The organism is Aeromonas sp. MTB, assembly GCF_056632455.1.
The window spans coordinates 113,512-139,071 of sequence record NZ_CP147026.1 but is presented as its reverse complement, the minus strand read 5'-3'; the positions used below and the strand labels follow the sequence as shown (position 1 = coordinate 139,071).

Here is a 25,560-nt window from a genome sequence, read left to right as displayed (position 1 = left end):
CTGTTTTGTTATTGACTGAACACCGGCCTCACTCCAGCCGGAAGTGACCCACGATCTCCCGCAGCCGGTCGTAGGTCTGTTGCATCGCCGCGGAGCTGGCGACCGTCGCTTCGCCATTGTGGGTCAGCTGGCGGATCACCTCGGCGATGGCGCTCATGTTGCGATTGATCTCTTCGGCCACCGCGCTCTGCTGCTCCGCCGCCGTGGCGATATGGCTGATGAGATCGTTGATCTCCACAACTTCCCCTGCCATCAGATCCAGCGACTCGTTGACCCTGGTGGTGTTCTCGGCAGCCCCCTGACAGCTCTGCTTGGTGTTGCCCATGGCATCCACCACGGTGCGGGTGCCCCGCTGCAGACTGGCCAGCATGGTCTGGATCTCGGCTGTGCTCTGCTGGGTGCGGGCCGCGAGGGAACGCACCTCGTCCGCCACCACCGCAAAGCCACGCCCCTGTTCACCAGCGCGGGCCGCCTCGATGGCGGCGTTGAGGGCCAGCAGGTTGGTCTGTTCGGCAATGCTGCCGATCACCCCCAGCACAGAGCCAATCTGCTGCACATCCTGCTGCATCGCCTCGATGGAGCGGGCAGTGGCTTCCACTTCGTCCACCAGCGCCATCACGCTGGCCATGGCCTGATCCACCACCTGACGGGACTGGCTCGCCAGTTGCTGGCTCTGGCCGGTGAGCCGGGCGGTGCTGGCCGCACTCTCGGAGACGGAGACCGCGGTGCGGCTCATCTCGTTGATGGCGGTCACCACCTGCTCGGTCTCGCGTACATGATCCGCCAGCAGGGACTGGGCGGCGCCGGTCTGGCTGGCCAACCCCTCGATGCCGCTGTTGAGCTGGCCGCTCGCCTGCCGCACCTCCCCCATCATCTCCTGCAACCGCTCGATAAAGCGGTTGATGCCGGCCGAGATCTGGCCCAGATCATCCTTGCTGGTTACCGTCAACCGGCGGGTGAGATCGCCGCTGCCGCGAGAGAGCTCCAGCACCAGATCCCGCAGCGAGAGGATGGGGCGATAGGCCACGTTGAGCGCCAGCATTGCCAGCACCATCACCACGATCGCCACGCCGCACAGCGCCATGATGATCTGGCCGTTGAGGGCCCGGGTCATGGCACGGATGTAATCGAGGTCGATGTAGCCGGTCAGCGTCCAGCTGCTGCCACGAATATCCAGCTGGTTGGGGCGCGCTTCGCTCTCCCCCTGCGGCTTGCTGTCATAGAGGCTGTTGCCCTGACTGTCGGCCAGCGAGAAGTAGCGGCCATCGCCACTCATCTTCTCCAGCAGGCTCTTGAACTCGCTCATGTCGAGGTAGTAGAGATAGGCGGAATCGGCGCCGCGCGGCACCAGAATGGTGATGACCGGCTTGCCATCCACCTGTTGCAGCGGGCTGACGGTGATCTGGTTGTTGGCGGCGGGGATCAGCTTGCGCAGGGCATCGACCTTGGCGTTGTCGTTGATGACCCCGCTCACGTCGAAGGCCATGTCGCCGATCACCTTGACGATGTTGTGAAAGCCGGTCTCTTGCAGGGTCTTCTTGACGTTGGTCACCCCGAAGTTGAGGTTGGCGGCCAACAGGATCTTCTGATTGATGTCGCTGGCCAGCTTCTCTTTGACCAGAGTGATCTGCTCGTTGATGTTGTGGGTTGCCTGAGTGCGAATGTAGCCACTGATGAAGTGATTCACGCTGAGTCCGGCGGTGCCGATGGTGACCAGAATGGCCAGGAGCAGCAAGAGGTAAATCTTGACCTTGAATGGCATGGGTTCCCTCCAGAAGAGAGGGCTGGCAACGCCAACCCTCCCTGCCAATCGTTATTTCTTCTTGGCGTACTTCATGGAGTCCAGGGCCACCGCCAGAATGATGATGCCGCCCTTGATGATGAACTGCCAGTAAGGGCTGACGCCGATATAGGTCAAGCCATAGTTGATCAGGGTGAAGATAAGTACGCCGGTAATCACACCCGCGACCGTTCCCACCCCGCCGGCAAACGACACGCCGCCCACCACGCACGCCGCGATGGCATCCAGCTCGTACATGAAGCCGAGGTTGTTGGTGGCGCTACCGATCCGGCCCGCTTCCAGCATGCCGCCGAAGGCGTAGAAGACCCCTGCCAGCGCATAGATCATCACCAGATTGACTGCCACGTTGACGCCGGAGACCTTGGCAGCCTCAGGGTTACCGCCGATGGCGAAGATGTTTTTGCCAAAGCGGGTCTTGTTCCACAGCACCCAGACGAACACGCTGGCGATGGCCGCATAGAAGGTGAGATACGAGAGCTTGAATCCTCCTATCCGGATAAACCCTTGGGCGAAGCTGGAGAAGCGAGGGTCAAACCCGGCCACCGGCGAAGCACCCACCGAGTCAAAGTAGAGGGAGTTGATACCGTAGACGATGATCATGGTGCCCAGGGTGGTAATGAACGGGGTAACGTTCAGGTAGGCCACGATCAGACCGTTGACCAGACCAATCAGCGCCCCCACCACACACACCAGCAGGATCACCGCAGGAATGGGCACCTCCCCCAGCGTCGGGAACACCTTGTTGACGTTGGTCAGCGCCTGCAACATGGTTGCCGCTATGAGTGCCGCCAGACCGACCTGACGACCGGCCGAGAGATCCGTCCCCTGAGTGATGATGATACCCGCCACCCCCAGCGCTATGATGACCCGCACCGAGGACTGGGTCAGGATGTTGCTGAAGTTGGTGAGGCTCAGGAAGGAGGGCTCCTGGATCACGATGACCATGAGCAACACCAGCAGCACCAGATAGATGGCGTTTTCCTTGAGCGCCTGCATCAGATTGAAATTTTTAGCCGACTCCATAAATGTCTTCCTGTCTCTAGAGGTACAGAGATGCCAGGCGCAGTATCTCGCTCTGGTCAGTTTCTTTGGTATTGACGATCCCGGCGACCCGGCCATTGCTCATCACCATGATGCGGTCGGTGATCCCCAGCAATTCCGGCATCTCTGACGAGATGATGATGATCCCCTTGTCCTTCTTCGCCAGCTCCAGAATGAGCTGATAGATCTCGAACTTGGCCCCGACGTCGATGCCGCGGGTGGGCTCGTCGAGCATCAGGATCTCCGGCTGGGTCAGCAGCCAGCGACCGATGATCACCTTCTGCTGGTTGCCCCCGGAGAGGGAACCGATCTGGGTCTGCTGGGTCGGCGTCTTGACCCGCATGGAGTCGATCACCCACTGGGTATCGCTCTTCATCTTGTTGTCGCTGAGCAGCCCCATGGAGCCCTTGTAGTTGTCCATGTTGGCGATCAGGGAGTTGAAGGCGATATCGAGACGGGAGTAGATACCGGTGGAGCGGCGCTCCTCGGTCACCAGCGCAAAGCCGTTGCGTATCGCTTCGTGAGCGTTGTGGTTGGCCACCTCTTTGCCGTGCAGCTTGATGCTGCCCTGGCTGCGATCGCGAATGCCGAACAGGGTCTCAACGATATCGGTGCGCTTGGCCCCCACCAGTCCGGCGATGCCGAGGATCTCCCCCTTGTGCAGGTTGAAGGTCACATCCTGAATGGAGGGCTGGTTCTTCGCCGTCAGGTGTTCGATCTCGAGGATCACCTCTTTCGGCTGGTTGGTTTTTTCAGGGAAGCGCTGGGTCAGTTCACGGCCGACCATCATCCCGATGATCTGATCCATGGTCATGCCCTTGAGCGGCTGGGTTGCCACCCACTGGCCATCCCGCAATATGGTGATCTCGTCACAGAGCTGGAAGATCTCCTCCATCTTGTGAGAGATGTAGACGATGCCGCACCCCTTCTCCTTTAACTTGTTGATGATCTTGAAGAGGTGATTCACCTCTTTCTCGGTCAGCGAGGAGGTGGGTTCGTCCATGATGACGATCTTGGCATCGTAGGAGAACGCCTTGGCGATCTCGATCATCTGCATCTGGGAGACCGACAGGGTCGCGACCTTCACTTTGGGGTCGATGTCGATATCCAGCTCATCGAAGATGCGCTTGGTGTCGTCATACATCTTGCCGTGGTCGATAAACCACCCCTTGGTGGGGTAGCGGCCGAGCCACATGTTGTCCATCACGGTACGCTGCAGCACCAGGTTGAGCTCCTGATGCACCATGGAGACGCCATTTTCCAGCGCCTCTTTCGAGGAGGTGAAGTTGATCTCCTGCCCCTTGAAGAAGATCTTGCCCTGATCCTTCTCGTAAATGCCGAACAGGCACTTGAGCAGTGTGGATTTTCCCGCTCCGTTCTCGCCCATCAACGCATGCACAGAATGAGGACGGACCCGTAAATTGACATTATCGAGTGCCTTGACGCCGGGAAAGCTCTTACTGACGTCAATCATCTCCAACAGCCATTCTGATTGTTGCTGTGTTGTCATATCAGCCATCACATCTGGTTGAAAAAAGGGCAAGGGGATCTCCCTTGCCCTGGAGGAGGGAATTACTCGAATTGGGACAGGTTGTCTTTATCCACACCGACGTAGGCAACACGTACTACCTTGTCGACGATATTCCACTTGGTGCCTTCACCGGCCGGTTTGCCTTCAGCCAGGTTCTTGGTCAGCTCGAAGGTGGCTTTGGCCTGGTTGGCCGCATCGTTCAGCACGGTACCCGCCATGGCACCGCTCTTGACCATGGCCAGCGCTTCCGGCAGCGCATCGACGCCGAATACCGGAATGGCAGTCTTGCCCTGGGCTTTCAGTGACTCGACTGCACCCATTGCCATGCCGTCGTTGTTGGCGATGACCACTTCGATCTTGTTGGCGTTGGGGCCGGAGATCCAGGCGTCCATCTTGTCTTTCGCCATAGCGGTATCCCACATACCGGTATCCATGTGCAATTGCTCGGTCTTGACGCCGCCATCGTTCAAGGTCTTGACCACGTAGGAGGTGCGCGCTTCGGCATCCGGGTGGCCCGGCTCCCCTTTCAGCAGCACGAACTGGATCACGCCATCCTTGTTCAGATCCCACTCCGGATGGGCTTTCCAGTGTTTGGCAATCAGCTGACCCTGGATGATCCCTGACTCCTTGGAGTCGGTGCCCACGTAGTAGGCCTTGTCGTAGCTGGCCAGATCGGTAGCGCTCGGCTCCTTGTTGTAGAAGACCACCGGGATATCTTCGCCACGGGCTTTCTCAATCACCACCGGGGCCGCAGCCGGGTCTACCAGGTTGATGGCCAGCGCCTTCACCCCTTTGGCCAGCAGCACATCGATCTGGTCGTTCTGCTTGGACTGGTCGTTCTGGGAGTCGTTCATCAGCAGTTCCACCCCCGGAGTGGCTGCCGCCTCCTTCTCGATGGCCTTGCGCACGACCGCCATGAAGTTGTCGTCGTATTTGTAGACGGTTACCCCGATACGAGTGTCAGCCTGGGCATTGGCTCCAGCCATCATGCCCATCAGCAGGGCGGCAACTGTGGTCAGTTTTTTCATTATGTGTGCTCCGATGTGTCTATCTGTGTTGTAGGGTGGCGAGCAATTGAGCAAGCGCCAATCAATGTAATCAGTTTGTTGTCATTTCTTCTGTGATCATGACGACAAAATGAAAACGTTTACACTCTGTTACATTGAAACTTTATATTTATTTTTCAAATACATATAAATAAAAATCAGATTTGAGACTCAATCTTTCCCACAGCATTGAGGCTAGTCGTTACTGGTCTGTTGTCAAAATGGCGCACTGGCTAGACAGTCGCTTCAATAGCTGGATTAGCGGAGAGTGCAGCCCCAACGGTAACGACGCTCGAGCAGTTGATACTCGGGACGCACGCTCTGGCTCCAGGAGTCATCCCCGCCCACCCCCATATGGGCGCCATCGAGACAGACCCACAGCCCCTCTTCGGCCACCAGATCGCTCTGGTGACGAGCAGCGGCCAGCTGTTGCTGACTGAAGCGGCTGGCACTGAAATGGAAGGTGCCGCTCACCGTCGTGCTACCCAGCTGCAGCTGACGAGTATCGCAGCGCAAGCCGTTGTCACTCGGGAAAACATAAGGGGTGTGCATGGCCTCCAGCGGCAAACTCCAGCGCCCCAGATCGGCGCCCAGCAGGCGGTCCGGATAGTTCTCGTGAGGGCCGCGTCCCAGCCATTCGGCTCGCGCCGGTACCTCGGCCAGATGAAGCAGCAGACCGATCCGCGGCAGCGACGGCAGCACCTGTGCCAGCTCGGTTTCTATCTCCAGGCTCATGGCGCCATCGTCGGTAAAGCGGTGATGCCAGTGACTCACCAGCAGCAGCTCATCGCGGTGGAAGTAGCCATGGCTGACCCGGATATCCCCTCCGGCGACCGCGATCCCCAGACAGCAGTGCTGCCACTGACCGAGACCACAGCCCTGCCAGCGAGCAATCCAGGAGTGGGGGTCGGCGTGATCCGCTTCGCTGGTGCCAATGTCGTTGTCGAGCGGTGCGCGATAGAAGTGATCCATGATCGGCGCCAGCAACTGCTCCTGCCCCGATTTTTGCCAACTGGTGATGCGGCCGCTCTGCTTGTCGAGCCACCACTGGCTGTTTGAGGCAGTGATCCGCCAGCCATCCGGCTGCTCGCTCAGGGTAGCGGCAGCGACCGGCGCTGGCAGGGCAAGGGGAGTCGGCAGGGTGAACTGCTGACGGGCGACCTTGTGATCTGCCTGCGACCAGAGGGTGGCCTGGGGCTGAACGATGGCCAGATCGAGCCAGGCCAGTGAGCCTGCCGCAAAGGCGGGCAGTGTCTCGCTCAGGGTCAACTCGACCACCCCTTGCGGCGCCAGCATGAGGGAAACCTCCCCCTGCTGCTGCACATGGCCGTTCTCGCACAGCTGCCAGCAAAGCCGCTCGTTGTCGGTGGAGCGAAACAGGTATTCACTCTCGATCCGCACCCGCAGCGGGGTATGTTCAAGCAGGGTAAAGCGGAACGGTTGCTGGGCCCGCTTCGCCTCGAACAGGGCTGGATGGGGAGTGCGATCTGGGAACAGCAGGCCGTTGCAGCAGAACTGGCGATCGTTTTGCACATCACCGAAGTCGCCACCATAGCCCCAGTAGTGGCGGCCATCGGCGGTGTATTTGTCGAGCCCCTGATCGACCCAATCCCAGACAAACCCGCCTTGCAGGCGTGGATGATCGCGAAACGCCTGCCAGTAGTGGGCGTAGCCCCCCAGGCTGTTGCCCATGGCGTGGGCATATTCGCAGAGGATCAGCGGACGGTGCTCGCCGGGCAGGCCGATCCACTTGGCCAGCGCCCACTTGGGCACCGCCGGGAAGGGCTGATCCTGATGGGTTCTGGCATACATGGGGCAGATGATGTCGGTCGCCGGAGTATCGGCCCCGCCCCCCTCGTACTGCACCGGACGGCTCGGGTCGCTGCGCTTGATCCAGCCATACATGGCATCGTGGGCCGGGCCGTAACCCGACTCGTTGCCGAGCGACCAGATGATGATGGAGGGGTGGTTGAAATCCCGCGCCACCATGCGGGTCGCCCGCTCCAGAAAGGCGTTGCTCCAGGCGGGATCCCGCGCCAGCCGCCCCATGGGGGTCATGCCGTGGGTCTCCAGATTCGCCTCGTCCACCATATAGAGACCGAGCCGATCGCAGAGGCGATAGAAATCGGGGTGGTTGGGATAGTGGGAGCAGCGCACCGCATTGAAGTTGTGCCGCTTCATCAGCAGTAGATCCCGCTCCATGGTGGCGCGATCAATGGCATAACCCTTGGCGGGATGGTGTTCATGACGGTTGGCACCACGAATAAGCAGCGGCTGACCGTTGACCCGCAGCAGGCCACCACGGATCTCCACCACCCGAAAGCCCACATCGCACGCCTCGCTCTCGATGGCCTGGCCCTGCTCGTCCAGTAACGTCAGGGTAAGGCGATAGAGATGGGGCGTCTCGGCGCTCCACTTGCGCGGCGCAGCCACGTCGAGCCACAGCTCGGCACGATCGTCATACGCCCCTTTCTCATCAATGGCTTGGGTGCCTATCGGCTGGCGCAGGGTCGCGACCCGCTCGCCGCCGTCATAGAGATTGGCCTCAACCGACAGACCGGCCCCATTGGCCACCTGCAGGGCAATCTTGAGACGGCCATCCCGATAGCAGGCATCCAGCTCGGGGGTCACCCGCATATCCATCAGATGGCGGGACGGCTTGTGCAGCAGGCTGACGGAGCGGAAGATCCCCGACAGCCACCACATATCCTGATCTTCCAGATAGGAGCCGTCGGACCAGCGCAGTACCAGCACCGCCAACCGGTTGCGACCGCTCTGCAGATAAGGAGTCAGATCGAATTCGGCGGGCAGCCGGCTGTCCTGGGAGTAACCGACCCAGCGGCCGTTGCAGAAGAGGTAGAAGGCGCTGCTCACCCCGTCGAAGATGATCCGGCTCTGGCCACTGGCCAGCCAGTCGGTAGGAAGTTCGAACTCGCGGGAGTAGCAACCGGTGGGGTTCTCTGCTGGCACTCGGGGCGGATCGCAAGGAAAGGGGTACTTGATATTGGTATAGATGGGGCCATCGGTGGGCGGCCGCGCGGCCGGATAGGCGGCATCCAGCTGCCAGTTGCCCGGCACTGTAATGGGGCAAGCATCCACCAGATCCTGCGCCAGCCAGCTCTCGGGCACCAATTCGGGAGCGGCAAAGAAGGAGAAGCGCCACTCGCCATCGAGCAAGAGACGAGAGGAAGAGGCCAGATCACCCCTGGCATCCGTTTCGCTGCGCCAGCTGAACATGGGGGTATGGGCTGCCAGCCGGTTTACCGACGTAATGGCCTGAGTCTGCCAATCCTGACGCGCCACTATCTCCCTGAGCATTCACTCTCTCCCTGCTGATTGGAAAACGTATTCAGTCTAGAGAAGTATGACGCAGGGAACGGCGATCTAGCTCACACAGATGTAAACGATTACACTGATTTTGTTAAGTAAAGCGGAGTAAAAATGATTAAAAATAGGTAAAACAATAACTGTGCAAGAAATGGCCCCGAACAGGGCCGCAAAAGGGGGCTATCCGGCCCGAACCGGTGCCACCGAGTGGCGATTGATCAGGGTGGGGGTATAGATCCGGCTCTGGGTCGCGTCACTCTCCCCCGCCGCCAGCTGAATGGCCAGCTTGGCCGCCTGGGCCGCCATCAGCTCAATGGGATAGCGCATGGTGGAGAGCTTGGGCCTCAGGTATCTGGCATAGATGATGTCATCGAAGCCCACTACCGAGACCTCCTCCGGCACTCGCAGGCCGTTGTCCGCCAGCACAGAGATGGCGCCAGCCGCCATGGCATCGTTATAGGCCACCACGGCGGTCACCTTGAGCCCCTTGGCCAGCAGGTTGAGCATGGCGCGCTCGCCCCCCTCCTCGTTCGGCGTGCCGCTCTCGATAAGCTCGGGATCGGCTGCCAGACCGGCTTCCATCAGTCCATCCTGATAACCCTGCAGGCGCAAGGTGGCATCCTCAATGGCGTGATCCGAGCTGATAAAGGCGATATGGCGGTGACCCAGTTCGATCAGGTGGCGAGTTGCCGTGGCCGCACCAAGCCGATTGTTGAGAGCGATGCAGCGTCCCTTGAGGGCCGGAATATCGCGGTTGATCAGCACCATACCGGGCACCCGCATGGCGTAATCGTAAAGTTCCTCGTCGCTCAGCGCCTTGCTGTGCACCACCAGCGCCTCACAGCGCTTGCCGATCAGCAGCTCGATCGCTTCACGCTCCTGACGCGCCTTGTGAAAACCGTTACCCATCAGCAGGTGAAGGTTCTGCTCGACGGCCACGCCGGAGACCCCCTTCACCAGTGCACCGAAGAAGGGATCGGCTACATCACCGACCACCACCCCCATGGTGTCGCAAGTCTGGCTGACCAGTGCCCGCGCGTTGGCGTTGGGGGTATAGCCCAGTTCGGCCATGGCCTTCTGCACCACTTCGCGAGACGCGGCGCTGGCCTTGGGGGAGTTGTTCATCACCCGTGAAACCGTTGCCACCGACACATTGGCCAAACGGGCGACGTCCTTGATGGTGCTCATACTGTTTTCACTTATTTCACTGTGCAATAGAGCGCCATTATACCCAGCAAACCCATTGAAAACAGAGGTGAAACGCATATCTGCCGTCAGGATGACCACAGAAACAGTGTAATCGTTTACACTGTTTTGCAAGCAAGCTCACAGTTTGGTCGCCACACCCTCGGCTAGACTGCTTCCAGACACTTTTCAGTGGAGAGCAAGATGAACGTTCTGGTCACCGGCGGTTGCGGATATATCGGCAGCCACACCTGTCTGGCCCTGCAAGCGGCAGGTATGAACCCCGTGGTGGTCGACAACCTCGGCAACAGCAAGCGCAGCGTATTGACTCGAGTCGCAGCTATCAGCGGCCAGCAACCCCTGTTCTATCAAGGGGATATTCGCGATGCGGCCCTGCTGGACCGGATCTTCGCCGAACAGCAGATCGACGCAGTGATCCACTTTGCCGCCCTCAAGGCGGTCGGTGAGTCGACTCGCATTCCACTGGATTACTACGAGAACAACCTCGGCGGCACCCTCACCCTGCTGCAGGCGATGAAACGGGCCGGGGTGCACAATCTGGTGTTCAGCTCTTCGGCCACCGTCTACGGCGATCCGGCCAGCCTGCCAATCCGCGAGGATTTCCCCCGCAGCGCTACCAACCCCTACGGGCGATCCAAGCTGATCATCGAGGAGATCCTCGAAGATCTGCAGTTGGCCGAGCCCCACTGGAGCATGACCCTGCTGCGCTATTTCAATCCGGTCGGCGCCCACGAGTCGGGCACCATGGGGGAAGATCCCCAAGGCATTCCCAACAATCTGATGCCCTATATCACTCAGGTCGCCATCGGCCGTCGCGACTGCCTGTCGGTTTTTGGAAACGATTACCCAACTGTGGATGGCACCGGTGTACGCGACTACATCCACGTGATGGATCTCGCCGAGGGGCACGTCAAGGCGCTGCAACACTGCGCCGGCAAGGGTGGCGTGCACACCTACAACCTGGGCACAGGTCAGGGCCAGAGCGTGTTGCAGCTGGTCGCCGCTTTTTCTGCTGCCTGTGGCAAGCCACTGCCATTTCGCATCGAACCGCGTCGCCCGGGCGATATCGCCGCCTGCTGGGCCGATCCGGCCAAGGCCGAGCGCGAACTGGGCTGGCGGGCGACCCGCAACATCGACGCCATGTGCGCCGATAGCTGGCGCTGGCAATCCGCCAATCCGAACGGTTACGAGGAGTAGGCCTGCCTGCTCCCCGGTAATAAACGACTCTATTTTTCAATACCTTACTCAGGAGAGATGATGTTCAACCCCGTCGATCATCCCCATCGCCGCTTCAACCCGCTGACCGGCCAGTATGTGCTGGTCTCCCCCCACCGGGCCAAACGCCCCTGGCAGGGACAGGTGGAGAAGGTGAGTCAGGCCCCCAAACAGGCCCACGATCCCGACTGTTTCCTCTGCGCAGGCAACACCCGGGTCACTGGCGACATCAACCCCGACTACAAGGGCACCTTCGTCTTTACCAACGACTTCGCCGCCCTGATGCAGGATACTCCGGCCGCCGATAGTGCCAGCGATCCCCTGTTGAAGCTGGAAGCCGCCCGCGGCACCAGCCGGGTGATCTGCTTCTCGCCGGACCACGGCAAGACCCTGCCCGAGCTGCCGCTGCCCGCCATCGAGGGGGTGATCACCACCTGGATGGATCAGGTCGCCGAGTTGTCTGCCCAGTGGGAATGGGTGCAGGTCTTTGAAAACAAAGGGGCCGTCATGGGCTGCTCCAACCCGCACCCCCACGGCCAGATCTGGGGCAGCGACTTCCTGCCCAACGAGATCGCCCGCGAAGAGCAGCACCAGCGCGACTGGCTGGCCGAGCATGGCCGCCCCATGCTGCTGGAGTATGTAGAGCGGGAGCAGGCGGATCGCTCACGCATCGTGGTGGAGACCGAGCACTGGCTCGCAGTGGTCCCCTTCTGGGCCGCCTGGCCGTTCGAAACCCTGCTGCTGCCCAAGGCGCACGTCCCCTCCATGCTCAACCTGACCAAGACCCAGCAACAGGATCTGGCAGTGGCGCTCAAGGAGCTCACCAGCCGCTACGACAACCTGTTCGAGTGCAGCTTCCCCTACTCCATGGGCTGGCACTTTGCACCGCCCAAGTCGGAGTGCCCCGAGGCGTGGCAACTGCATGCCCACTTCTATCCGCCGCTGCTGCGCTCCGCCACCGTGCGCAAATTTATGGTCGGCTTCGAGATGCTGGCCGAAACCCAGCGCGACCTGACTCCGGAGCAGGCCGCCGAACGGCTACGCGCTCTCAGCCCCGTTCACTACACCCAGACCAGCCACACCAATGAGGAGGCCCTATGACCCCCAGCCAACGCGTCAGCACCGTTTTTGCCGAGCAATTTGCCAAAGCGCCCGATCTGCTGGTGCGCGCCCCCGGCCGCGTCAACCTCATCGGTGAACATACCGACTACAACGACGGCTTCGTGCTGCCCTGCGCCATCGACTACGAGACCTGCGTTGCCATCGGCCTGCGCGATGACCGACAAGTGCAGGTGATCGCCGCCGACTACGACAACCAGCGCGACCAGTTCGACCTCGACCAGCCTATCGAGCACCACCCCAGCCAACGCTGGAGCGACTACATCCGCGGCGTGGTGAAGTATCTGCAGGAGCGCGGTTATGCCCTGCGCGGCCTCAATCTGGTGGTCTCCGGCAACGTGCCGCAGGGGGCGGGGCTCTCCTCCTCTGCCTCGCTGGAAGTGGCCATCGGTCAGGCCTTCAAGGAGGCGCTGGGGCTCGACATCAGCCAGGCCGAGATAGCCCTCAACGGTCAGCAGGCGGAGAACAAGTTCGTCGGCTGCAACTGCGGCATCATGGATCAGATGATCTCCGCCAGCGGCAAAACAGACCACGCCCTGCTGCTCGACTGCCGCTCGATGGAGACCCGCCTCATCCCCATGCCGGCGGATCTGGCGGTGCTGATCGTCAACTCCAATGTGCGCCGCGGTCTGGTGGACAGCGAATACAACACCCGTCGCCAGCAGTGCGAAGCGGCCGCCCGTCACTACGGGGTCAAGGCGCTGCGCGACCTCGATCTGGCCGGACTGGAAGCGCGCAAGGCCGGGCTGGATGATGCTTGCTATCGTCGTGCCCGCCACATCGTTGGGGAAAATGCCCGCACTCTGGCGGCCGCCGATGCGCTGGCGAGCCACGATCTGACCCGTCTCGGCGAGCTGATGGCCCAGTCGCACGCCGCCATGCGCGATGACTTCGAGATCACAGTGCCCGCCATCGACGGTCTGGTGGAGATCATCAAGGCCAGGATCGGCACAGATGGTGGCGTGCGGATGACCGGTGGCGGCTTCGGCGGCTGCGTGGTCGCCCTGCTGCGCCCCGAGAAGGTGGCCGAGGTGATTGCCTCCGTCGAGGCGGAGTATCCGGCCATCTCGGGCCTCAAGGCCGACTGCTACGTCTGCTCTGCCAGCGCCGGTGCAGGCAAGCTATGAGCAGCGCCATGACCCCGTTCGAGCTGGAAAATGAAGAGGGGCTGCGCCTGCGCGGCCTCGACTTCGGCGCCACCCTCACCTCCCTCACCCTGCTGGTGGCGGGCAAACGGCGTGAAGTGCTGCTGGGCTGTGCCGACGACGCCTATCCCACCCAGCAGGTGTGGCTGGGTGCGGTGGCCGGGCGTTTCGCCAACCGCATCGGCGGTGCCGAGCTGGTGCGTGATGGACAGCGCTGGCCGCTGAATGCCAATCAGGCACCCAACTGTCTGCACGGCGGGCAGGCTGGCTTTCATCGCCAGCGCTGGCAAATCAGGGAGCTGGAGGCGGATCGGGTCAAGCTGGCGTTGCTCTCCCGGGCGGGGGATCAGGGCTTTCCCGGCAATCTGCGGGTCACCCTGGAGTACCGGCTGGAGCAGAGCGATCTGGTGGTGGATTTCATCACCAGCACGGATGCCGTTACGCCGGTCAGCCTCACCAGCCACGCCTACTTCAATCTCGATGGGCAAACCGATGGCGACGATGTCCGTGACCACCTCATCAGCATCAATGCCGATCACTTCCTGCCGACCGACCCGAGCGGTTTGCCGATCGCCATCACTCCGGTGGAGGGGCCGTTCGATCTGCGCCGCGAGCGCCTTGTCGGACAGGATTGGCTGAGCCATCCCCAGCAGCAACAGGCCAAGGGGTACGATCACGCCTTTGTGCTCAACGGCCCGACATCAGAATGGGCCGCTCGGATAGTCTCTGGCGACAAGCAGCTGGCGATGGAGGTCTATACCAACCAGCCCTCGCTGCAGTTCTATACCGGCAACTGGCTGGCCAATACCCCGAACCGTAGCGGCCAGTCGCACCGGGATCACGACGGGTTCTGTCTTGAGGCGCAACAGCTGCCGGACAGCCCCAATCGCCCCGAGCTGGGCAACCCCTGGCTGCTGCCTGGCGAGCGTTATCACCACCAGACCCGCTACCGCTTTATCCGCGACTAACTTAAAGAATTCATGATTTTTACATAGCCTCAGCAGTCACAATCGAGCAAGATATGCCGCCCCGAGACCCTTTCGGGGCGTTTTTACATCAACGAAGTTAAGGATTGTTTGTTCGATGACTGACACTTATAGCCTGCTGGTCGCCTTTATTCTGGGCGTCGTCGAGGGGCTGACCGAGTTCCTCCCCGTCTCCTCCACCGGCCACATGATTATCGTCGGCCATCTGCTGGGCTTTGAAGGGCCCAAGGCTGCCACTTTCGAAGTGGTGATCCAGCTGGGCTCCATCCTCGCCGTGGTCGCCGTCTTCTGGCGCCGCCTATTTGGCCTGATTGGCATTCACTTCGGCCAGAAGCCGTCCCGGGATCACGCGACCCTGTCGCTGGTGCATGTCATCCTCGGCATGATGCCCGCCATCGTGGTCGGTCTGGCCATCCACAGCTGGATCAAGGCTAACCTGTTTGGTCCACAGACCGTCATGTACGCGCTGGTCGCGGGGGGCATCCTGCTCATCATCGCCGAGAAGTTCCGCCCGGCCGTCACAGCAGAAACTCTGGATGACATCAGCTACAAGCAGGCGTTCGGCATCGGTCTGTTCCAGTGTCTCGCCCTGTGGCCCGGCTTCTCCCGCTCCGGCGCCACCATCAGTGGTGGCATGCTGATGGGGATCAGCCGTCACGCCGCCGCCGAGTTCTCCTTCATCATGGCGGTGCCCATGATGGTGGCGGCCAGCGGGCTTGATCTCTACAAGAGCCGCGATTTCCTCTCGATGGCCGACTTCCCGATGTTTGCAGTGGGCTTTATCACCGCCTTCGTGGTAGCGATGTTTGCGATCAAGACCTTCCTGACATTGATCCGCCGCATCGACTTCATCCCGTTCGCCATCTACCGCTTTATCATGGCATTCGCCGTCTATCTGGTGTTTGTCGCCTGACCGGCAGCCTGCAATGAAATGAGAAAAGGGACCAACTTGGTCCCTTTTTCTATGGCGTCATGGTGCTCAGTAGAGGTGCTGGCTGATGCCATTCAGCAGCCGCGACAGCCCCTTGGTGAACTGCACCGGCGCATCCTGTACCGTGTAGCAGAGGCAGCCATCGGGCGTATGAGGGCTGTGGGAGTGGCTGGCATCACGCCAGATGAAATCACCCGCCTTGTAAAGGGTATCGCCATCCTGAATATTGCCAGCCAGCAGCAGGGTCAGCTCATAGCCCTGATGGGTGTGCTCGGGGATGCGGCCGCCCGCTTCGATATGGAGCAAACTGGCGCGCGCCCCCATCTCGTCCAGCGGCAGACTCTGCTGACGAATGGCTCCGATATGGCGCCACTTGGGCGAACGATAGCGGGCCAGCACCCGTGGCAAACGGTAGGCGCGACCGGCCACCTCCAGCTCGCCGTGCTGCGTTCGGGGCTGGTCATGTGTTGGCTCGGAGAGGGGCTCTGCCAGCGGCTGCGCCAGAATATCCGCCAGCATGGCGTCGAATCCGGCATCCAGCGCTACTTCATCTTCATCGCGGGAGTCCAGCTCGGGCTCTGCTGGCGAGGCAAGATATTGTTGCGCCAGCTCCTCTTCGAATGTCTTCAGTCGGGCAGCACAATCGGGGCAGAGTTCGCAGTGGGCGGAGAGCCCTACCGCCAGCGGCAGAGGGAGCTCGTCGGCGGCGAAGGCACGCAGCATAGGGTCGGTCGGATGGGCTTTAATCATGGCCTTGCTCCACTTGCTCTTTCAATTTCTGTAACGCCAGTCTAAGGCGGGACTTGATGGTGCCGAGCGGCACGCCGAGTCGCTCCGCCAGCTCCTGCTGGGAGAACTCCTGCAGATAGATGCCGCGCACCACCTGCTGTTGCGGCTCCGGCAGGGTGCCCAGATAGTGGGCCATCTGACGGGTCAGCACCGCATCCTCCCCGCCGCTCAGGTGCTCCTCTTCGGCCTGAAACTCCAGCACCGGCCACAGCTCCTCGGCACAGAGATCCTCCTTGCTGGCGCGACGACGGCGCAGCATGTCGAAGCACTGGTTGCGCATCACGGTATAGATCCAGGTGGTCGGCGCCCCCTTCTCGGGGTGGTAGAGACGCGCCTTCTGCCACACCAGCAGCATGGTTTCCTGCACCAGCTCCATGGCGTTGGCTTCGCTGCCGAGGTGGCGCAGGCCGTAGCTGCGAATACGCGGCGCAAAGTGTTGGAACAGGCGGGCAAAAGCAGCCTTGTCGGCCTGCTCTGCCACCCTGATCAGCAGAGATTTGAGGTCGCCATCCGGGTTATCCATCACGGGCGAGGTCCTGCGTATGGTCGAGTGTGGTTGGCCAGTATATGCCATTGCGCCATCCCTTTGGTGTGCTGTCGAACATGCTGTAGTGATGACTTGTACGGCGCTGCGGCAGTGGCGGATCAGCGGGTCAGAAAAAATCAGTGGCTGGCCACTAGTACCCCCTTGAGCAGGGCGATGGCGGGCTGATTGTCGGCAGCGGCCAGCAGCAGCTGCTTCTGTTCGGGGGGGATAGGCAGCACTTCCAGCCAGCGCTGGGCCACCCAGTTACCATCGTCCCAGCGGGGGGCGGGATAGAGGGCAGCATAGTCGGGATAGTCGGCAAACACCTCCCGCAATGCTTCGACCAGCGGTTGCTGATCGGGATGGAGCCGGCGGGGCGGCCAGGCCGTCAGCGGCGTCACCTCGCCGATACGCAGGCCATCCTGCTCCTGCCACAGATCCTCTATCTGCACCCGCTCCATCCCCTGCACTGTGATCCCCAGCATGCCGTCCGGCAGCCGGTCGAAATCGATGATGGTGACCCGGGTGGCGATGGGCAGCATGTTGCGCAGGGCGTCGGGCTGGCGAGGATCCACCATGCAGAGGGCAAAGCCGGACTCCCCCGCCTCGGCAATCATCCGCTGGTATCTCGGTTCGAAGATCCGCAGCGGCATGATGCCGCCGGGCAGCAGGTGGGCAGATAGGGGAAACAGCGCCAGTCGCATCGCAAACTCCTCGGTTGGGAACCTCTGTTGATACGCCGGGCCAGAGGGAGGAGATCATTCCCGTCAGCGGAAAGGAAAAACCCTTAACAATCAGGGGAAAATAGCCTGGACAAGCCGCTTCGATATGCAGTAGAAATGGATAAGCACCATAATTTCCGCCCAATATTCTGGAATATGGCGCCAAACGCAGTGAAATATCCGCCCGACAGCGAGCGGCGGGTCATCCCTATAGTTTTCTCGGGCCGATGCGGGTAAAATTCACGCCCTTATATATCAGTCATTTTTCGACGCGCAACCTTGGTGGTCAGTTATGAAAGAGCATATTCATCATCTACTTGAACAAACGGTAGCCAATCTCAAGTCAGCAGGCGTCCTGCCGGCGGACCTGGAAGCCCGCGTGCAAGTAGACCGATGCAAGGAAAAAGCTCACGGCGACCTGGCTACCAACCTGGCCATGCTGCTGGCCAAACCGGCCCGCAAGAATCCCCGTGAGCTGGCAGCTGCCATCATCGAGCATCTGCCTGCCTCAGACCTGATCGCCAAGGTCGAGATCGCCGGCCCCGGCTTCATCAACTTCTTCTTCGACCAGCGCTGGCTGGCCGGTCAGGTCGAGGCCATGGTGACCTCTGCCAACGCCAACGTACGGTTGCCCGCGCCACAAACCGTGGTGGTGGACTACTCCGCCCCCAACGTGGCCAAAGAGATGGCGGTGCACCACATCCGCTCCACCGTACTCGGTGACGTGGCTGCGCGCGCGCTGGAATTCCTCGGCCACAAAGTGATCCGCGCCAACCACATCGGCGACTGGGGCACCCAGTTCGGCATGCTGATCGCCTATCTGGAGAAGATGTCCAACGAGCACGCCAGCGACATGGCGCTCAAGGATCTGGAAGCCTTCTACACCCAGGCCAAGCGTTGCTACGACGAAGACGAAGCCTTCGCCGAGCGCGCCCGTAACTACGTGGTCAAGCTGCAGGGCGGCGACGAGTACTGCCGTACCATGTGGAAGAAGCTGGTCGACATGACCATGGAACAGAACCAGATCAACTACGACCGCCTGAATGTCTCCCTGACCAACAAGGACATCATGGGCGAGTCCATGTACAACGACATGCTGCCGGAGATCGTGGCCGACCTGAAAGCCAAGGGGCTGGCGGTCGAGAGCGAAGGCGCCACCGTTGTCTTCCTGGACGAGTTCAAGAACAAGGATGGCGAGGCCATGGGCGTCATCATCCAGAAGAGCGATGGCGGTTTCCTCTACACCACCACCGACATCGCCTGTGCCAAATACCGTTACGAAACTCTGGGCGCCGACCGGGTGATGTACTTCATCGACTCCCGTCAGCACCAGCACCTGATGCAGGCCTGGACCATCACCCGCAAGGCGGGTTATGTGCCGGAATCCGTGCCGCTCGAGCACCACGCCTTTGGCATGATGCTGGGCAAGGATGGTCGTCCCTACAAGACCCGCTCCGGTGGCACCGTCAAGCTGGTCGACCTGCTGAACGAAGCGGAAGAGCGCGCCGCCGCCCTGCTGGAGAGCCGCAACAGCGACCTCTCTGCCGAAGAGAAGGCCAATGTGGTCAATGCCATCGCCATGGGCGCAGTCAAGTATGCGGATCTCTCCAAGAACCGTACTACCGACTACATCTTCGACTGGGATCTGATGCTCTCCTTTGAAGGCAACACTGCCCCTTACCTGCAGTACGCCTACACCCGTATCCAGTCCATCTTCCGCAAGGCCAACATCGATGCCGAGACGCTGACCGGCAACGTGACCCTGAACGAAGAGGCCGAAGAGGTGCTGGCCCAGAAGCTGATCCAGTTCTCCGACGCGGTCAACGGCGTGGCCGACAAAGGCATGCCGCACCTGCTCTGTACCTACCTGTACGAGTTGTCCGGCAACTTCATGACCTTCTATGAAGCCTGCCCGATCAACAAGGATGGCGTGGACGAGGCAACCCGTCAGAGCCGTCTGCTGCTGTGCGCCGCCACCGCCAAGGTGCTGAAACTGGGCCTCGGCGTACTGGGCATCCATACCCTGGAGCGCATGTAATAGATGGCAACCCGGGATTATGTCGGCAGCCGCCCGCGACGTCGGGCGGGGGGCCGCAATACCAAGAAAGCGGCCCCTCGCCGCTTTCCTGTTATTCCAGTGCTGCTGGTCGTGGCACTGCTGGCAGGCTTTGGTGGCTTCCTTTACATGATCAATGGCAAGGGCAACGACGCCCCCACCATTGAGGAGCAGGTAAAGGCCAACAAACCAAAAGCGCAGAATAACGGGCTGCCTCAGGAGAAGTGGAGCTACATCGAACGGCTTGAGAACAAGCAGGTCGATATCATAGAGCCGCCGACCCAGCCGGGTGTGCTGCCGCCACCGCCGGCAGATACCGTTACCCTGCAGCCGGAAAAACTGCCGCAGCCGGTGCCGACCGACATTCCCCAACCGGGAACACCCATCGGCCAGCCCAAGCCCTATCAGCCCAATCCGGCGACCACCCCTTCCACCTCCGGTGCACCGGTTGCCAGCGCGCAAGAGCAGGTGATCGACCGCAAGGCCGAACGGGAACGGATGGAGCGGGAGATCCGCGCCGAGCTGGAACGGGAGCGCGCCGAAGCGGCCAAGGCCAAAGCGGCCACCCCGCCAGCCCAGACCGCAGCCGCCGACAGCGGTCGCTATATGATGCAGTGCGCCGCCCTGCGCTCGCAGGATTCCGCAGAGTCGCTCAAGGCACGTATCGCCTTCACCGCCGGCCTCTCTTCCAGCCTGCAGGTGATCAATGGCGCCAACGGCACCGTCTACAAGGTGATGGTGGGCCCCTTCAACGGCAAGGCGGCCGCCGACGCGGCCAACAGCAAGCTGCAGAGCTCCGGCATCAGCGGCTGCATTCCCAAGAAAGGGTAATCCGCTTACCGATGACGCAGGGCCGGGTGGCAACACCCGGCCCTGTTCTTTTGGTGTCACTCGCACCCACGCTGTTTGCTACCCCGTTTATCCCGACCAAAGGCAGGGTTGAAAAGCCCGTTTGCCATCCCCATCTTTCTTGCCATGCACAGTCAGGCCGTCATTCGGCTCAAGCGAGGTAAGTAAAGTGACTACCATAGTTTCAGTTCGCCGCAACGGTCAGGTCGTCATCGGTGGCGATGGCCAGGTCTCTCTTGGCAACACCGTCATGAAGGGCAACGCCCGCAAGGTTCATCGTCTCTATAACGGCAAGGTGCTGGCCGGTTTCGCTGGCGGTACCGCCGACGCCTTCACCCTGCTCGAGCGTTTCGAAGCAAAACTGCAGGCCCATCAGGGTAATCTGGAGCGCGCCGCCGTGGCGCTGGCCAAAGATTGGCGCACCGATCGCGCCCTGCGCCGCCTCGAAGCGCTGCTGGCCGTGGCCGACGAACACAAATCCTTCATCATCACCGGCAACGGTGACGTGGTGCAGCCGGAGCACGATCTCATCGCCATCGGCAGCGGCGGCAACTTCGCCCAGTCCGCCGCCATCGCGCTGCTGGAAAACACCGAGCTGGATGCCAGGACCATTGTCGAGAAGTCCCTCAAGATTGCGGGCGACATCTGCGTCTTCACCAACAGCAACCACACCATCGAAGTGCTGGACTACGCCGCCAAATAAGGCCGCCAGCCAACCCAATTTCCCAAGGGGTGGGCACTGCCCGCCCCGGATACAGGAACACCATCATGTCCGAGATGACCCCGAGAGAAATCGTCCACGAGCTGGATCGTCACATCATTGGTCAGGCCGATGCCAAGCGCGCCGTTGCCGTTGCCCTGCGCAATCGCTGGCGCCGGATGCAGCTCAACGAAGAGATGCGCCATGAAGTGACCCCGAAAAACATCCTGATGATCGGCCCGACCGGTGTCGGCAAGACCGAGATCGCCCGTCGTCTGGCCAAGCTGGCCAACGCCCCCTTCATCAAGGTGGAAGCGACCAAGTTCACCGAAGTGGGCTATGTCGGCAAGGAAGTGGACAGCATCATCCGCGATCTGACCGATGCCGCCATCAAGCTGGTGCGCGAAACCGAGATGGAGAAGATGAAATACCGCGCCGAGGAAGCCGCCGAAGAGCGCATCCTCGACGCCCTGCTGCCCAACCCGCGCAACACCTGGGGTGAGGAAGAGAAAGCCGACAACTCCAACACCCGCCAGATCTTCCGCAAGAAACTGCGGGAAGGTCAGCTGGATGACAAGGAGATCGAACTGGAGCTCTCCGCCTCCCCGATGGGCGTCGAAATCATGACCCCACCGGGCATGGAAGAGATGGCCAACCAGCTGCAGGGGCTGTTCCAGAACCTGGGCCAGAACCAGAAGAAGAAGCGCAAGATCAAGGTCAAAGAGGCCATGAAGGCGCTGATCGAAGAGGAAGCGGCCCGTCTGGTCAATCCGGAAGAGCTGAAGCAGAAAGCGATCGCAGCGGTCGAGAACAACGGCATCGTCTTCCTCGACGAGATCGACAAGATCTGCAAGCGCGGCGAGAGCTCCGGCCCCGATGTCTCCCGTGAAGGGGTACAGCGCGACCTGCTGCCGCTGGTTGAAGGTTGCACCGTCAACACCAAGCACGGCATGGTCAAGACCGACCACATCCTGTTTGTCGCCTCCGGCGCCTTCCAGATCGCCAAGCCGTCTGACCTCATCCCCGAGCTGCAGGGCCGTCTGCCGATCCGCGTCGAGCTGACCGCCCTGACCACAGATGACTTCGAGCGCATCCTGACCGAACCGAACGCCTCCCTGACCGATCAGTACAAGGCGCTGATGGCCACCGAAGGGGTCAATATCGAGTTCACCAAGGATGGCATCCGCCGTCTGGCTGAAGCGGCCTGGCAGGTTAACGAGCGTACCGAGAACATCGGTGCCCGTCGTCTGCACACCGTGATGGAGCGCCTGATGGAAGATATCTCCTACGACGCCTCCGAGAAGTCCGGCGAGACCTTTGTCATCGACACCGACTACGTCAACGCCCATCTCGGTGCGCTTGTCGAGGATGAAGATCTGAGCCGCTTTATTCTGTAAGCGAAGTTCTGTTTGTAAAAAAACGCCTCCAGAAATGGGGGCGTTTTGCATTTTAAGCCCCAGCCCCCTTCTCTCTATGTCCCACTCGCACCCAGCAGCAAAACACTCAACTGGTATACCTATTTTTGTATATCTTTGAATTTTATCGAATTACCCCTGACGAGATATATAAATAGACACTTGATTTGCATCAATTGCCCGCCCCGACTGACTGGGTAGCCTAGCCCCAGAATGATGTTTTATTACTCCAAACTAGAGGCAATCATGAGCAAAGTCAGACTGGTCGTTGTGGGCAACGGCATGGTGGGGCACCGCTTCATCGAAGAGTTGATCGAGCGGGCCGAGCCGGGCCGCTACGAGATCACCGTCTTCGGTGCAGAACCCCGTCCCGCCTACGATCGCGTCCATCTCTCCTCCTACTTCTCCCATCACACCAGTGAAGATCTCTCCCTCGTCAAACCCGGCTTCTACGACAAGCACGGCATCCGCCTGCTGCTCGGCGAAGCGGTGAAAAAAATCGACAGGGCCAACCGCGAAGTGCACTCCAACAAGGGCACTGTGGTCGGGTACGACAAGCTGGTGCTGGCCACCGGCTCCTACCCCTGGGTGCCGCCCATTGCGGGCAGTCAGCACCACGAGTGCTTCGTCTATCGCACCATCGAGGATCTGAAAGCCATTCGCAGCGCCGCCAGGAGTGGCAAGAGCGGGGTGGTGATCGGGGGCGGCCTGCTTGGCCTCGAAGCGGCCGGTGCCCTCAAGGCGCTGGGTCTCGAGACCCACGTGGTGGAGTTTGCTCCTGTGCTGATGGCCGAGCAGCTCGACGGTCAGGGCGGCCAGCTGCTGCGCCGCAAGATTGAATCCATGGGCGTACAGGTACACACCAGCAAGAGCACCAGCGAGATCCTGATGCACGGCGGCGAGCAGGCGAAGCACCGCCTCGCTTTCGCTGACGGCAGCCAGCTGGAAGTAGACGTGGTGGTCTTCTCCACCGGCATTCGCCCGCAAGATACCCTGGGCCGTTACGGTGATCTGGCCATCGCCGAGCGCGGCGGCATCGTCATCGACGATCACTGCCTCACCTCCGACTCCGATATCTATGCCATCGGCGAGTGCGCCGCCTGGCAGGGCCGCTTCTTCGGGTTGGTAGCGCCGGGCTACAAGATGGCCCAGATCACCGTCGACCACCTGCTCGGCGGCGACAGCCGTTTCGAGGGGGCAGACATGAGCGCCAAGCTCAAGCTGCTCGGCGTCTCCGTCGGCTCCATCGGTGATGCCCATGGCCGCACCCCGGGCAGCCACAGCTATGTGTTTCAGGACGATCAGGCCGGCGTCTACAAGAAGATCGTGGTGAGCGAAGACAACAGCCGATTGCTCGGCGCCGTGCTGGTGGGTGATGTGGAAGATTACGGCAACCTGTTGCAGATGATGCTCAACGCCCTGCCGCTACCGAGCCACCCGGACACCCTGATCCTGCCCGCCTACGCCGGTGCCAAGCCGACGCTGGGGGTGGATGCCCTGCCGGAAAGCGCCCAGATCTGCTCCTGCTTCGATGTCTCCAAGGGCGACATCGCCCAGGCGGTGGCCGAGGGTCACACCACGCTGGCCGCCATCAAGCAGCACACCAAGGCCGGTACCGGCTGCGGCGGCTGCGTGCCGCTCATCAGTCAGGTGCTCAACGCCGAGCTGGTGAAGCAGGGCATCGAGGTCAACAACCACCTCTGCGCCCACTTCCAACACTCCCGTCAGGAGCTGTTCCATCTGGTCAAGGTGGAGGGGATCAAGAGCTTCGACGAACTGCTGGCCAAACATGGCCAAGGCTATGGCTGCGAGGTGTGCAAACCGACCGTAGGTTCCATCCTAGCCTCCTGCTGGAACGAGCATGTGCTGAGCCCGCGCAATATCCCGCTGCAGGACACCAACGACATCTTCCTCGGCAACATGCAAAAGGACGGCAGCTACTCCGTCATCCCGCGCATGGCCGGCGGCGAAGTGACCCCGGCAGGGCTGCTGGCGGTGGCCGAAGTGGCCCGCGACTACAAGCTCTACACCAAGATCACCGGCGCCCAGCGCATCGGCCTGTTCGGAGCCCAGAAGGATGATCTGCCTGCCATTTGGCGCAAGCTGCTGGCGGCGGGTTTCGAGACCGGTCAGGCCTACGCCAAGGCACTGCGCATGGCCAAAACCTGCGTCGGCAGCACCTGGTGCCGCTTCGGCGTGCAGGACAGCGTTGGCCTCGGGGTCTTCCTCGAGAACCGCTACAAGGGGATTCGCACCCCGCACAAGATGAAGTTCGGCGTCTCCGGCTGCACCCGCGAATGTGCGGAAGCCCAGGGCAAGGATGTCGGCATCATCGCCACCGATGCGGGTTGGAACCTCTATGTGGGCGGCAACGGCGGCATGAAGCCGCGCCACGCCGATCTGCTGGCGTCTGACCTCGACCGCGAGACCCTCATCAAGCTGATCGACCGCTTTATGATGTTCTACGTCACCAGCGCCGACAAACTGCAGCGCACCTCGGTCTGGCTCGGCAATCTGGAAGGGGGCGTCGACTACCTGCGCGAGGTGATCGTCGACGACAAGCTGGGACTGGCCGAGACGCTCGAGCGCGATATCCAGACCCTCATCGACAGCTACGAGTGCGAATGGTCGCGCACCCTCAATGAAGAGGAGGCGCTCAAGCGCTTCAGCCACTTCATCAACAGCGACAAACGCGATCCGGACGTCCAGTTTGTCGCCGAGCGTGACCAGCACCGACCGGCGACCCCGGCCGAGCGCATCCCCGTCTACCAGATCGAGGTGGAAACCAAATGATGAAACTTGCCTGCCAACTCAACGACATCCTGCCGGGAACCGGTGTCTGCGCTCTGATTGAGGGTCGTCAGATCGCCCTGTTCCGCCCGAGCGCGGCGGCCGAGGTGTTCGCCATCGACAACCGGGATCCCTTCTTCGCCGCCAATGTGCTGTCGCGGGGCCTGATCTGCGAACACGACGGTGAACTCTGGGTCGCCAGCCCGCTCAAGAAGCAGCGCTTTCGTCTGAGCGATGGCCACTGTTTCGACAACCCCGCCATGTCGGTTCAAGGCTACCCCGTTGAAGTGCGCGACCAGCAGGTCTGGGTCGCCGTCTAAAACCAAATGCACTCTCTTTCGGGCTGCCAGAGGGCAGCCCTTTCA

Annotated in this window: 20 protein-coding genes; 11 read left to right on the top strand and 9 right to left on the bottom strand. The window is 61.1% G+C overall.

Annotated elements, in window-relative coordinates; genetic code table 11:
* Nucleotides 1-28 precede the first annotated feature (28 nt).
* From WBR25_RS00620 to WBR25_RS00595, 6 genes are all read right to left on the bottom strand, one after another.
* Entirely contained in the window at nucleotides 29-1,762 is a 1,734-nt protein-coding gene (locus WBR25_RS00620; protein ID WP_479749255.1) for a methyl-accepting chemotaxis protein, read from the bottom strand.
* Between the two features lie 51 nt (nucleotides 1,763-1,813).
* On the bottom strand, nucleotides 1,814-2,824 hold the full coding sequence (mglC, locus tag WBR25_RS00615) for a galactose/methyl galactoside ABC transporter permease MglC (protein WP_005342585.1): 1,011 nt from the start codon (nucleotides 2,822-2,824) through the stop codon (nucleotides 1,814-1,816).
* 16 nt (nucleotides 2,825-2,840) lie between these two features.
* On the bottom strand, nucleotides 2,841-4,361 hold the full coding sequence (gene mglA, locus WBR25_RS00610) for a galactose/methyl galactoside ABC transporter ATP-binding protein MglA (protein ID WP_245132753.1): 1,521 nt from the start codon (nucleotides 4,359-4,361) through the stop codon (nucleotides 2,841-2,843).
* Between the two features lie 53 nt (nucleotides 4,362-4,414).
* Nucleotides 4,415-5,401, bottom strand: coding sequence for a galactose/glucose ABC transporter substrate-binding protein MglB (mglB, locus tag WBR25_RS00605; protein WP_005340747.1), 987 nt, complete (start codon nucleotides 5,399-5,401; stop codon nucleotides 4,415-4,417).
* Nucleotides 5,402-5,677: 276 nt separating this feature from the next.
* The gene (locus WBR25_RS00600) at nucleotides 5,678-8,737 is read right to left on the bottom strand and encodes a beta-galactosidase (RefSeq protein WP_479749254.1); all 3,060 of its coding nucleotides are present in this window, start codon (nucleotides 8,735-8,737) and stop codon (nucleotides 5,678-5,680) included.
* Between the two features lie 189 nt (nucleotides 8,738-8,926).
* Nucleotides 8,927-9,934 carry a substrate-binding domain-containing protein gene (locus WBR25_RS00595; RefSeq protein ID WP_005356970.1) on the bottom strand — a complete coding sequence of 336 codons (1,008 nt, stop codon included), beginning with the start codon at nucleotides 9,932-9,934 and terminating at the stop codon, nucleotides 8,927-8,929.
* A 201-nt stretch (nucleotides 9,935-10,135) separates the two neighbouring features.
* Here WBR25_RS00595 and galE point away from each other — a divergent pair, with 201 nt between their 5' ends.
* The 5 genes from galE (at nucleotide 10,136) to bacA (ending at nucleotide 15,330) form a co-directional block, all read left to right on the top strand.
* A complete protein-coding gene (gene galE, locus WBR25_RS00590; protein WP_479749253.1) occupies nucleotides 10,136-11,149 on the top strand; it encodes a UDP-glucose 4-epimerase GalE in 1,014 nt (337 codons plus the stop codon).
* A gap of 60 nt (nucleotides 11,150-11,209) precedes the next feature.
* The gene (locus tag WBR25_RS00585; protein ID WP_479749839.1) at nucleotides 11,210-12,268 is read left to right on the top strand and encodes a UDP-glucose--hexose-1-phosphate uridylyltransferase; all 1,059 of its coding nucleotides are present in this window, start codon (nucleotides 11,210-11,212) and stop codon (nucleotides 12,266-12,268) included.
* Nucleotides 12,265-13,413, top strand: coding sequence for a galactokinase (gene galK, locus WBR25_RS00580; RefSeq protein WP_479749252.1), 1,149 nt, complete (start codon nucleotides 12,265-12,267; stop codon nucleotides 13,411-13,413). The genes WBR25_RS00585 and galK overlap by 4 nt, the downstream gene beginning before the upstream one ends.
* A complete protein-coding gene (gene galM, locus WBR25_RS00575; protein WP_479749251.1) occupies nucleotides 13,410-14,399 on the top strand; it encodes a galactose-1-epimerase in 990 nt (329 codons plus the stop codon). Before galK ends, galM begins: the two co-directional genes overlap by 4 nt.
* A gap of 115 nt (nucleotides 14,400-14,514) precedes the next feature.
* Complete coding sequence (bacA, locus tag WBR25_RS00570) at nucleotides 14,515-15,330, top strand: undecaprenyl-diphosphate phosphatase (RefSeq protein ID WP_479749250.1); 816 nt, start codon at nucleotides 14,515-14,517, stop codon at nucleotides 15,328-15,330.
* A gap of 66 nt (nucleotides 15,331-15,396) precedes the next feature.
* On the opposite strand, the gene WBR25_RS00565 is transcribed toward bacA, so the two are convergent.
* The 3 genes from WBR25_RS00565 to WBR25_RS00555 all read right to left on the bottom strand — a co-directional run bounded on the left by WBR25_RS00565 (nucleotide 15,397) and on the right by WBR25_RS00555 (nucleotide 17,367).
* Nucleotides 15,397-16,098: a ChrR family anti-sigma-E factor gene (locus WBR25_RS00565; protein WP_479749249.1), complete on the bottom strand. Its 702-nt coding sequence runs from the start codon at nucleotides 16,096-16,098 to the stop codon at nucleotides 15,397-15,399.
* Nucleotides 16,091-16,660 carry a sigma-70 family RNA polymerase sigma factor gene (locus tag WBR25_RS00560; RefSeq protein ID WP_005355542.1) on the bottom strand — a complete coding sequence of 190 codons (570 nt, stop codon included), beginning with the start codon at nucleotides 16,658-16,660 and terminating at the stop codon, nucleotides 16,091-16,093. The genes WBR25_RS00565 and WBR25_RS00560 overlap by 8 nt, the downstream gene beginning before the upstream one ends.
* A gap of 140 nt (nucleotides 16,661-16,800) precedes the next feature.
* Nucleotides 16,801-17,367 (bottom strand): LON peptidase substrate-binding domain-containing protein, encoded by a 567-nt coding sequence (locus WBR25_RS00555; RefSeq protein ID WP_075116190.1) that lies wholly within the window; start codon nucleotides 17,365-17,367, stop codon nucleotides 16,801-16,803.
* 310 nt (nucleotides 17,368-17,677) lie between these two features.
* Between WBR25_RS00555 and argS the strand changes: the two genes are divergently transcribed.
* The 6 genes from argS (at nucleotide 17,678) to nirD (ending at nucleotide 25,515) form a co-directional block, all read left to right on the top strand.
* A complete protein-coding gene (gene argS / locus WBR25_RS00550) occupies nucleotides 17,678-19,423 on the top strand; it encodes an arginine--tRNA ligase (protein ID WP_005355547.1) in 1,746 nt (581 codons plus the stop codon).
* Between the two features lie 3 nt (nucleotides 19,424-19,426).
* Nucleotides 19,427-20,272: an SPOR domain-containing protein gene (locus WBR25_RS00545; protein ID WP_322862996.1), complete on the top strand. Its 846-nt coding sequence runs from the start codon at nucleotides 19,427-19,429 to the stop codon at nucleotides 20,270-20,272.
* Between the two features lie 187 nt (nucleotides 20,273-20,459).
* Nucleotides 20,460-20,993, top strand: a complete 534-nt coding sequence (hslV, locus tag WBR25_RS00540) for an ATP-dependent protease subunit HslV (RefSeq protein WP_257691419.1) — start codon at nucleotides 20,460-20,462, stop codon at nucleotides 20,991-20,993.
* A gap of 65 nt (nucleotides 20,994-21,058) precedes the next feature.
* Complete coding sequence (gene hslU / locus WBR25_RS00535; protein WP_005340773.1) at nucleotides 21,059-22,387, top strand: HslU--HslV peptidase ATPase subunit; 1,329 nt, start codon at nucleotides 21,059-21,061, stop codon at nucleotides 22,385-22,387.
* Nucleotides 22,388-22,651: 264 nt separating this feature from the next.
* A complete protein-coding gene (nirB, locus tag WBR25_RS00530) occupies nucleotides 22,652-25,198 on the top strand; it encodes a nitrite reductase large subunit NirB (RefSeq protein WP_479749248.1) in 2,547 nt (848 codons plus the stop codon).
* Nucleotides 25,198-25,515: a nitrite reductase small subunit NirD gene (nirD, locus tag WBR25_RS00525; RefSeq protein WP_017784191.1), complete on the top strand. Its 318-nt coding sequence runs from the start codon at nucleotides 25,198-25,200 to the stop codon at nucleotides 25,513-25,515. The genes nirB and nirD overlap by 1 nt, the downstream gene beginning before the upstream one ends.
* Nucleotides 25,516-25,560: the final 45 nt, after the last annotated feature.

What these genes read in the sequence shown, in the direction of transcription:
- mglA (WP_245132753.1), bottom strand. Translation starts at nt 4,361, where the DNA reads ATGGCTGATATGACAACACAGCAACAATCAGAATGGCTGTTGGAGATG.
- nirB (WP_479749248.1), top strand. Translation starts at nt 22,652, where the DNA reads ATGAGCAAAGTCAGACTGGTCGTTGTGGGCAACGGCATGGTGGGGCAC.
- mglB (WP_005340747.1), bottom strand. Translation starts at nt 5,401, where the DNA reads ATGAAAAAACTGACCACAGTTGCCGCCCTGCTGATGGGCATGATGGCT.
- WBR25_RS00545 (WP_322862996.1), top strand. Translation starts at nt 19,427, where the DNA reads ATGGCAACCCGGGATTATGTCGGCAGCCGCCCGCGACGTCGGGCGGGG.
- galE (WP_479749253.1), top strand. Translation starts at nt 10,136, where the DNA reads ATGAACGTTCTGGTCACCGGCGGTTGCGGATATATCGGCAGCCACACC.
- mglC (WP_005342585.1), bottom strand. Translation starts at nt 2,824, where the DNA reads ATGGAGTCGGCTAAAAATTTCAATCTGATGCAGGCGCTCAAGGAAAAC.
- WBR25_RS00595 (WP_005356970.1), bottom strand. Translation starts at nt 9,934, where the DNA reads ATGAGCACCATCAAGGACGTCGCCCGTTTGGCCAATGTGTCGGTGGCA.
- WBR25_RS00555 (WP_075116190.1), bottom strand. Translation starts at nt 17,367, where the DNA reads ATGCGACTGGCGCTGTTTCCCCTATCTGCCCACCTGCTGCCCGGCGGC.
- nirD (WP_017784191.1), top strand. Translation starts at nt 25,198, where the DNA reads ATGAAACTTGCCTGCCAACTCAACGACATCCTGCCGGGAACCGGTGTC.
- bacA (WP_479749250.1), top strand. Translation starts at nt 14,515, where the DNA reads ATGACTGACACTTATAGCCTGCTGGTCGCCTTTATTCTGGGCGTCGTC.
- WBR25_RS00620 (WP_479749255.1), bottom strand. Translation starts at nt 1,762, where the DNA reads ATGCCATTCAAGGTCAAGATTTACCTCTTGCTGCTCCTGGCCATTCTG.
- galK (WP_479749252.1), top strand. Translation starts at nt 12,265, where the DNA reads ATGACCCCCAGCCAACGCGTCAGCACCGTTTTTGCCGAGCAATTTGCC.
- WBR25_RS00600 (WP_479749254.1), bottom strand. Translation starts at nt 8,737, where the DNA reads ATGCTCAGGGAGATAGTGGCGCGTCAGGATTGGCAGACTCAGGCCATT.
- WBR25_RS00585 (WP_479749839.1), top strand. Translation starts at nt 11,210, where the DNA reads ATGTTCAACCCCGTCGATCATCCCCATCGCCGCTTCAACCCGCTGACC.
- galM (WP_479749251.1), top strand. Translation starts at nt 13,410, where the DNA reads ATGAGCAGCGCCATGACCCCGTTCGAGCTGGAAAATGAAGAGGGGCTG.
- hslU (WP_005340773.1), top strand. Translation starts at nt 21,059, where the DNA reads ATGTCCGAGATGACCCCGAGAGAAATCGTCCACGAGCTGGATCGTCAC.
- WBR25_RS00565 (WP_479749249.1), bottom strand. Translation starts at nt 16,098, where the DNA reads ATGATTAAAGCCCATCCGACCGACCCTATGCTGCGTGCCTTCGCCGCC.
- WBR25_RS00560 (WP_005355542.1), bottom strand. Translation starts at nt 16,660, where the DNA reads ATGGATAACCCGGATGGCGACCTCAAATCTCTGCTGATCAGGGTGGCA.
- argS (WP_005355547.1), top strand. Translation starts at nt 17,678, where the DNA reads ATGAAAGAGCATATTCATCATCTACTTGAACAAACGGTAGCCAATCTC.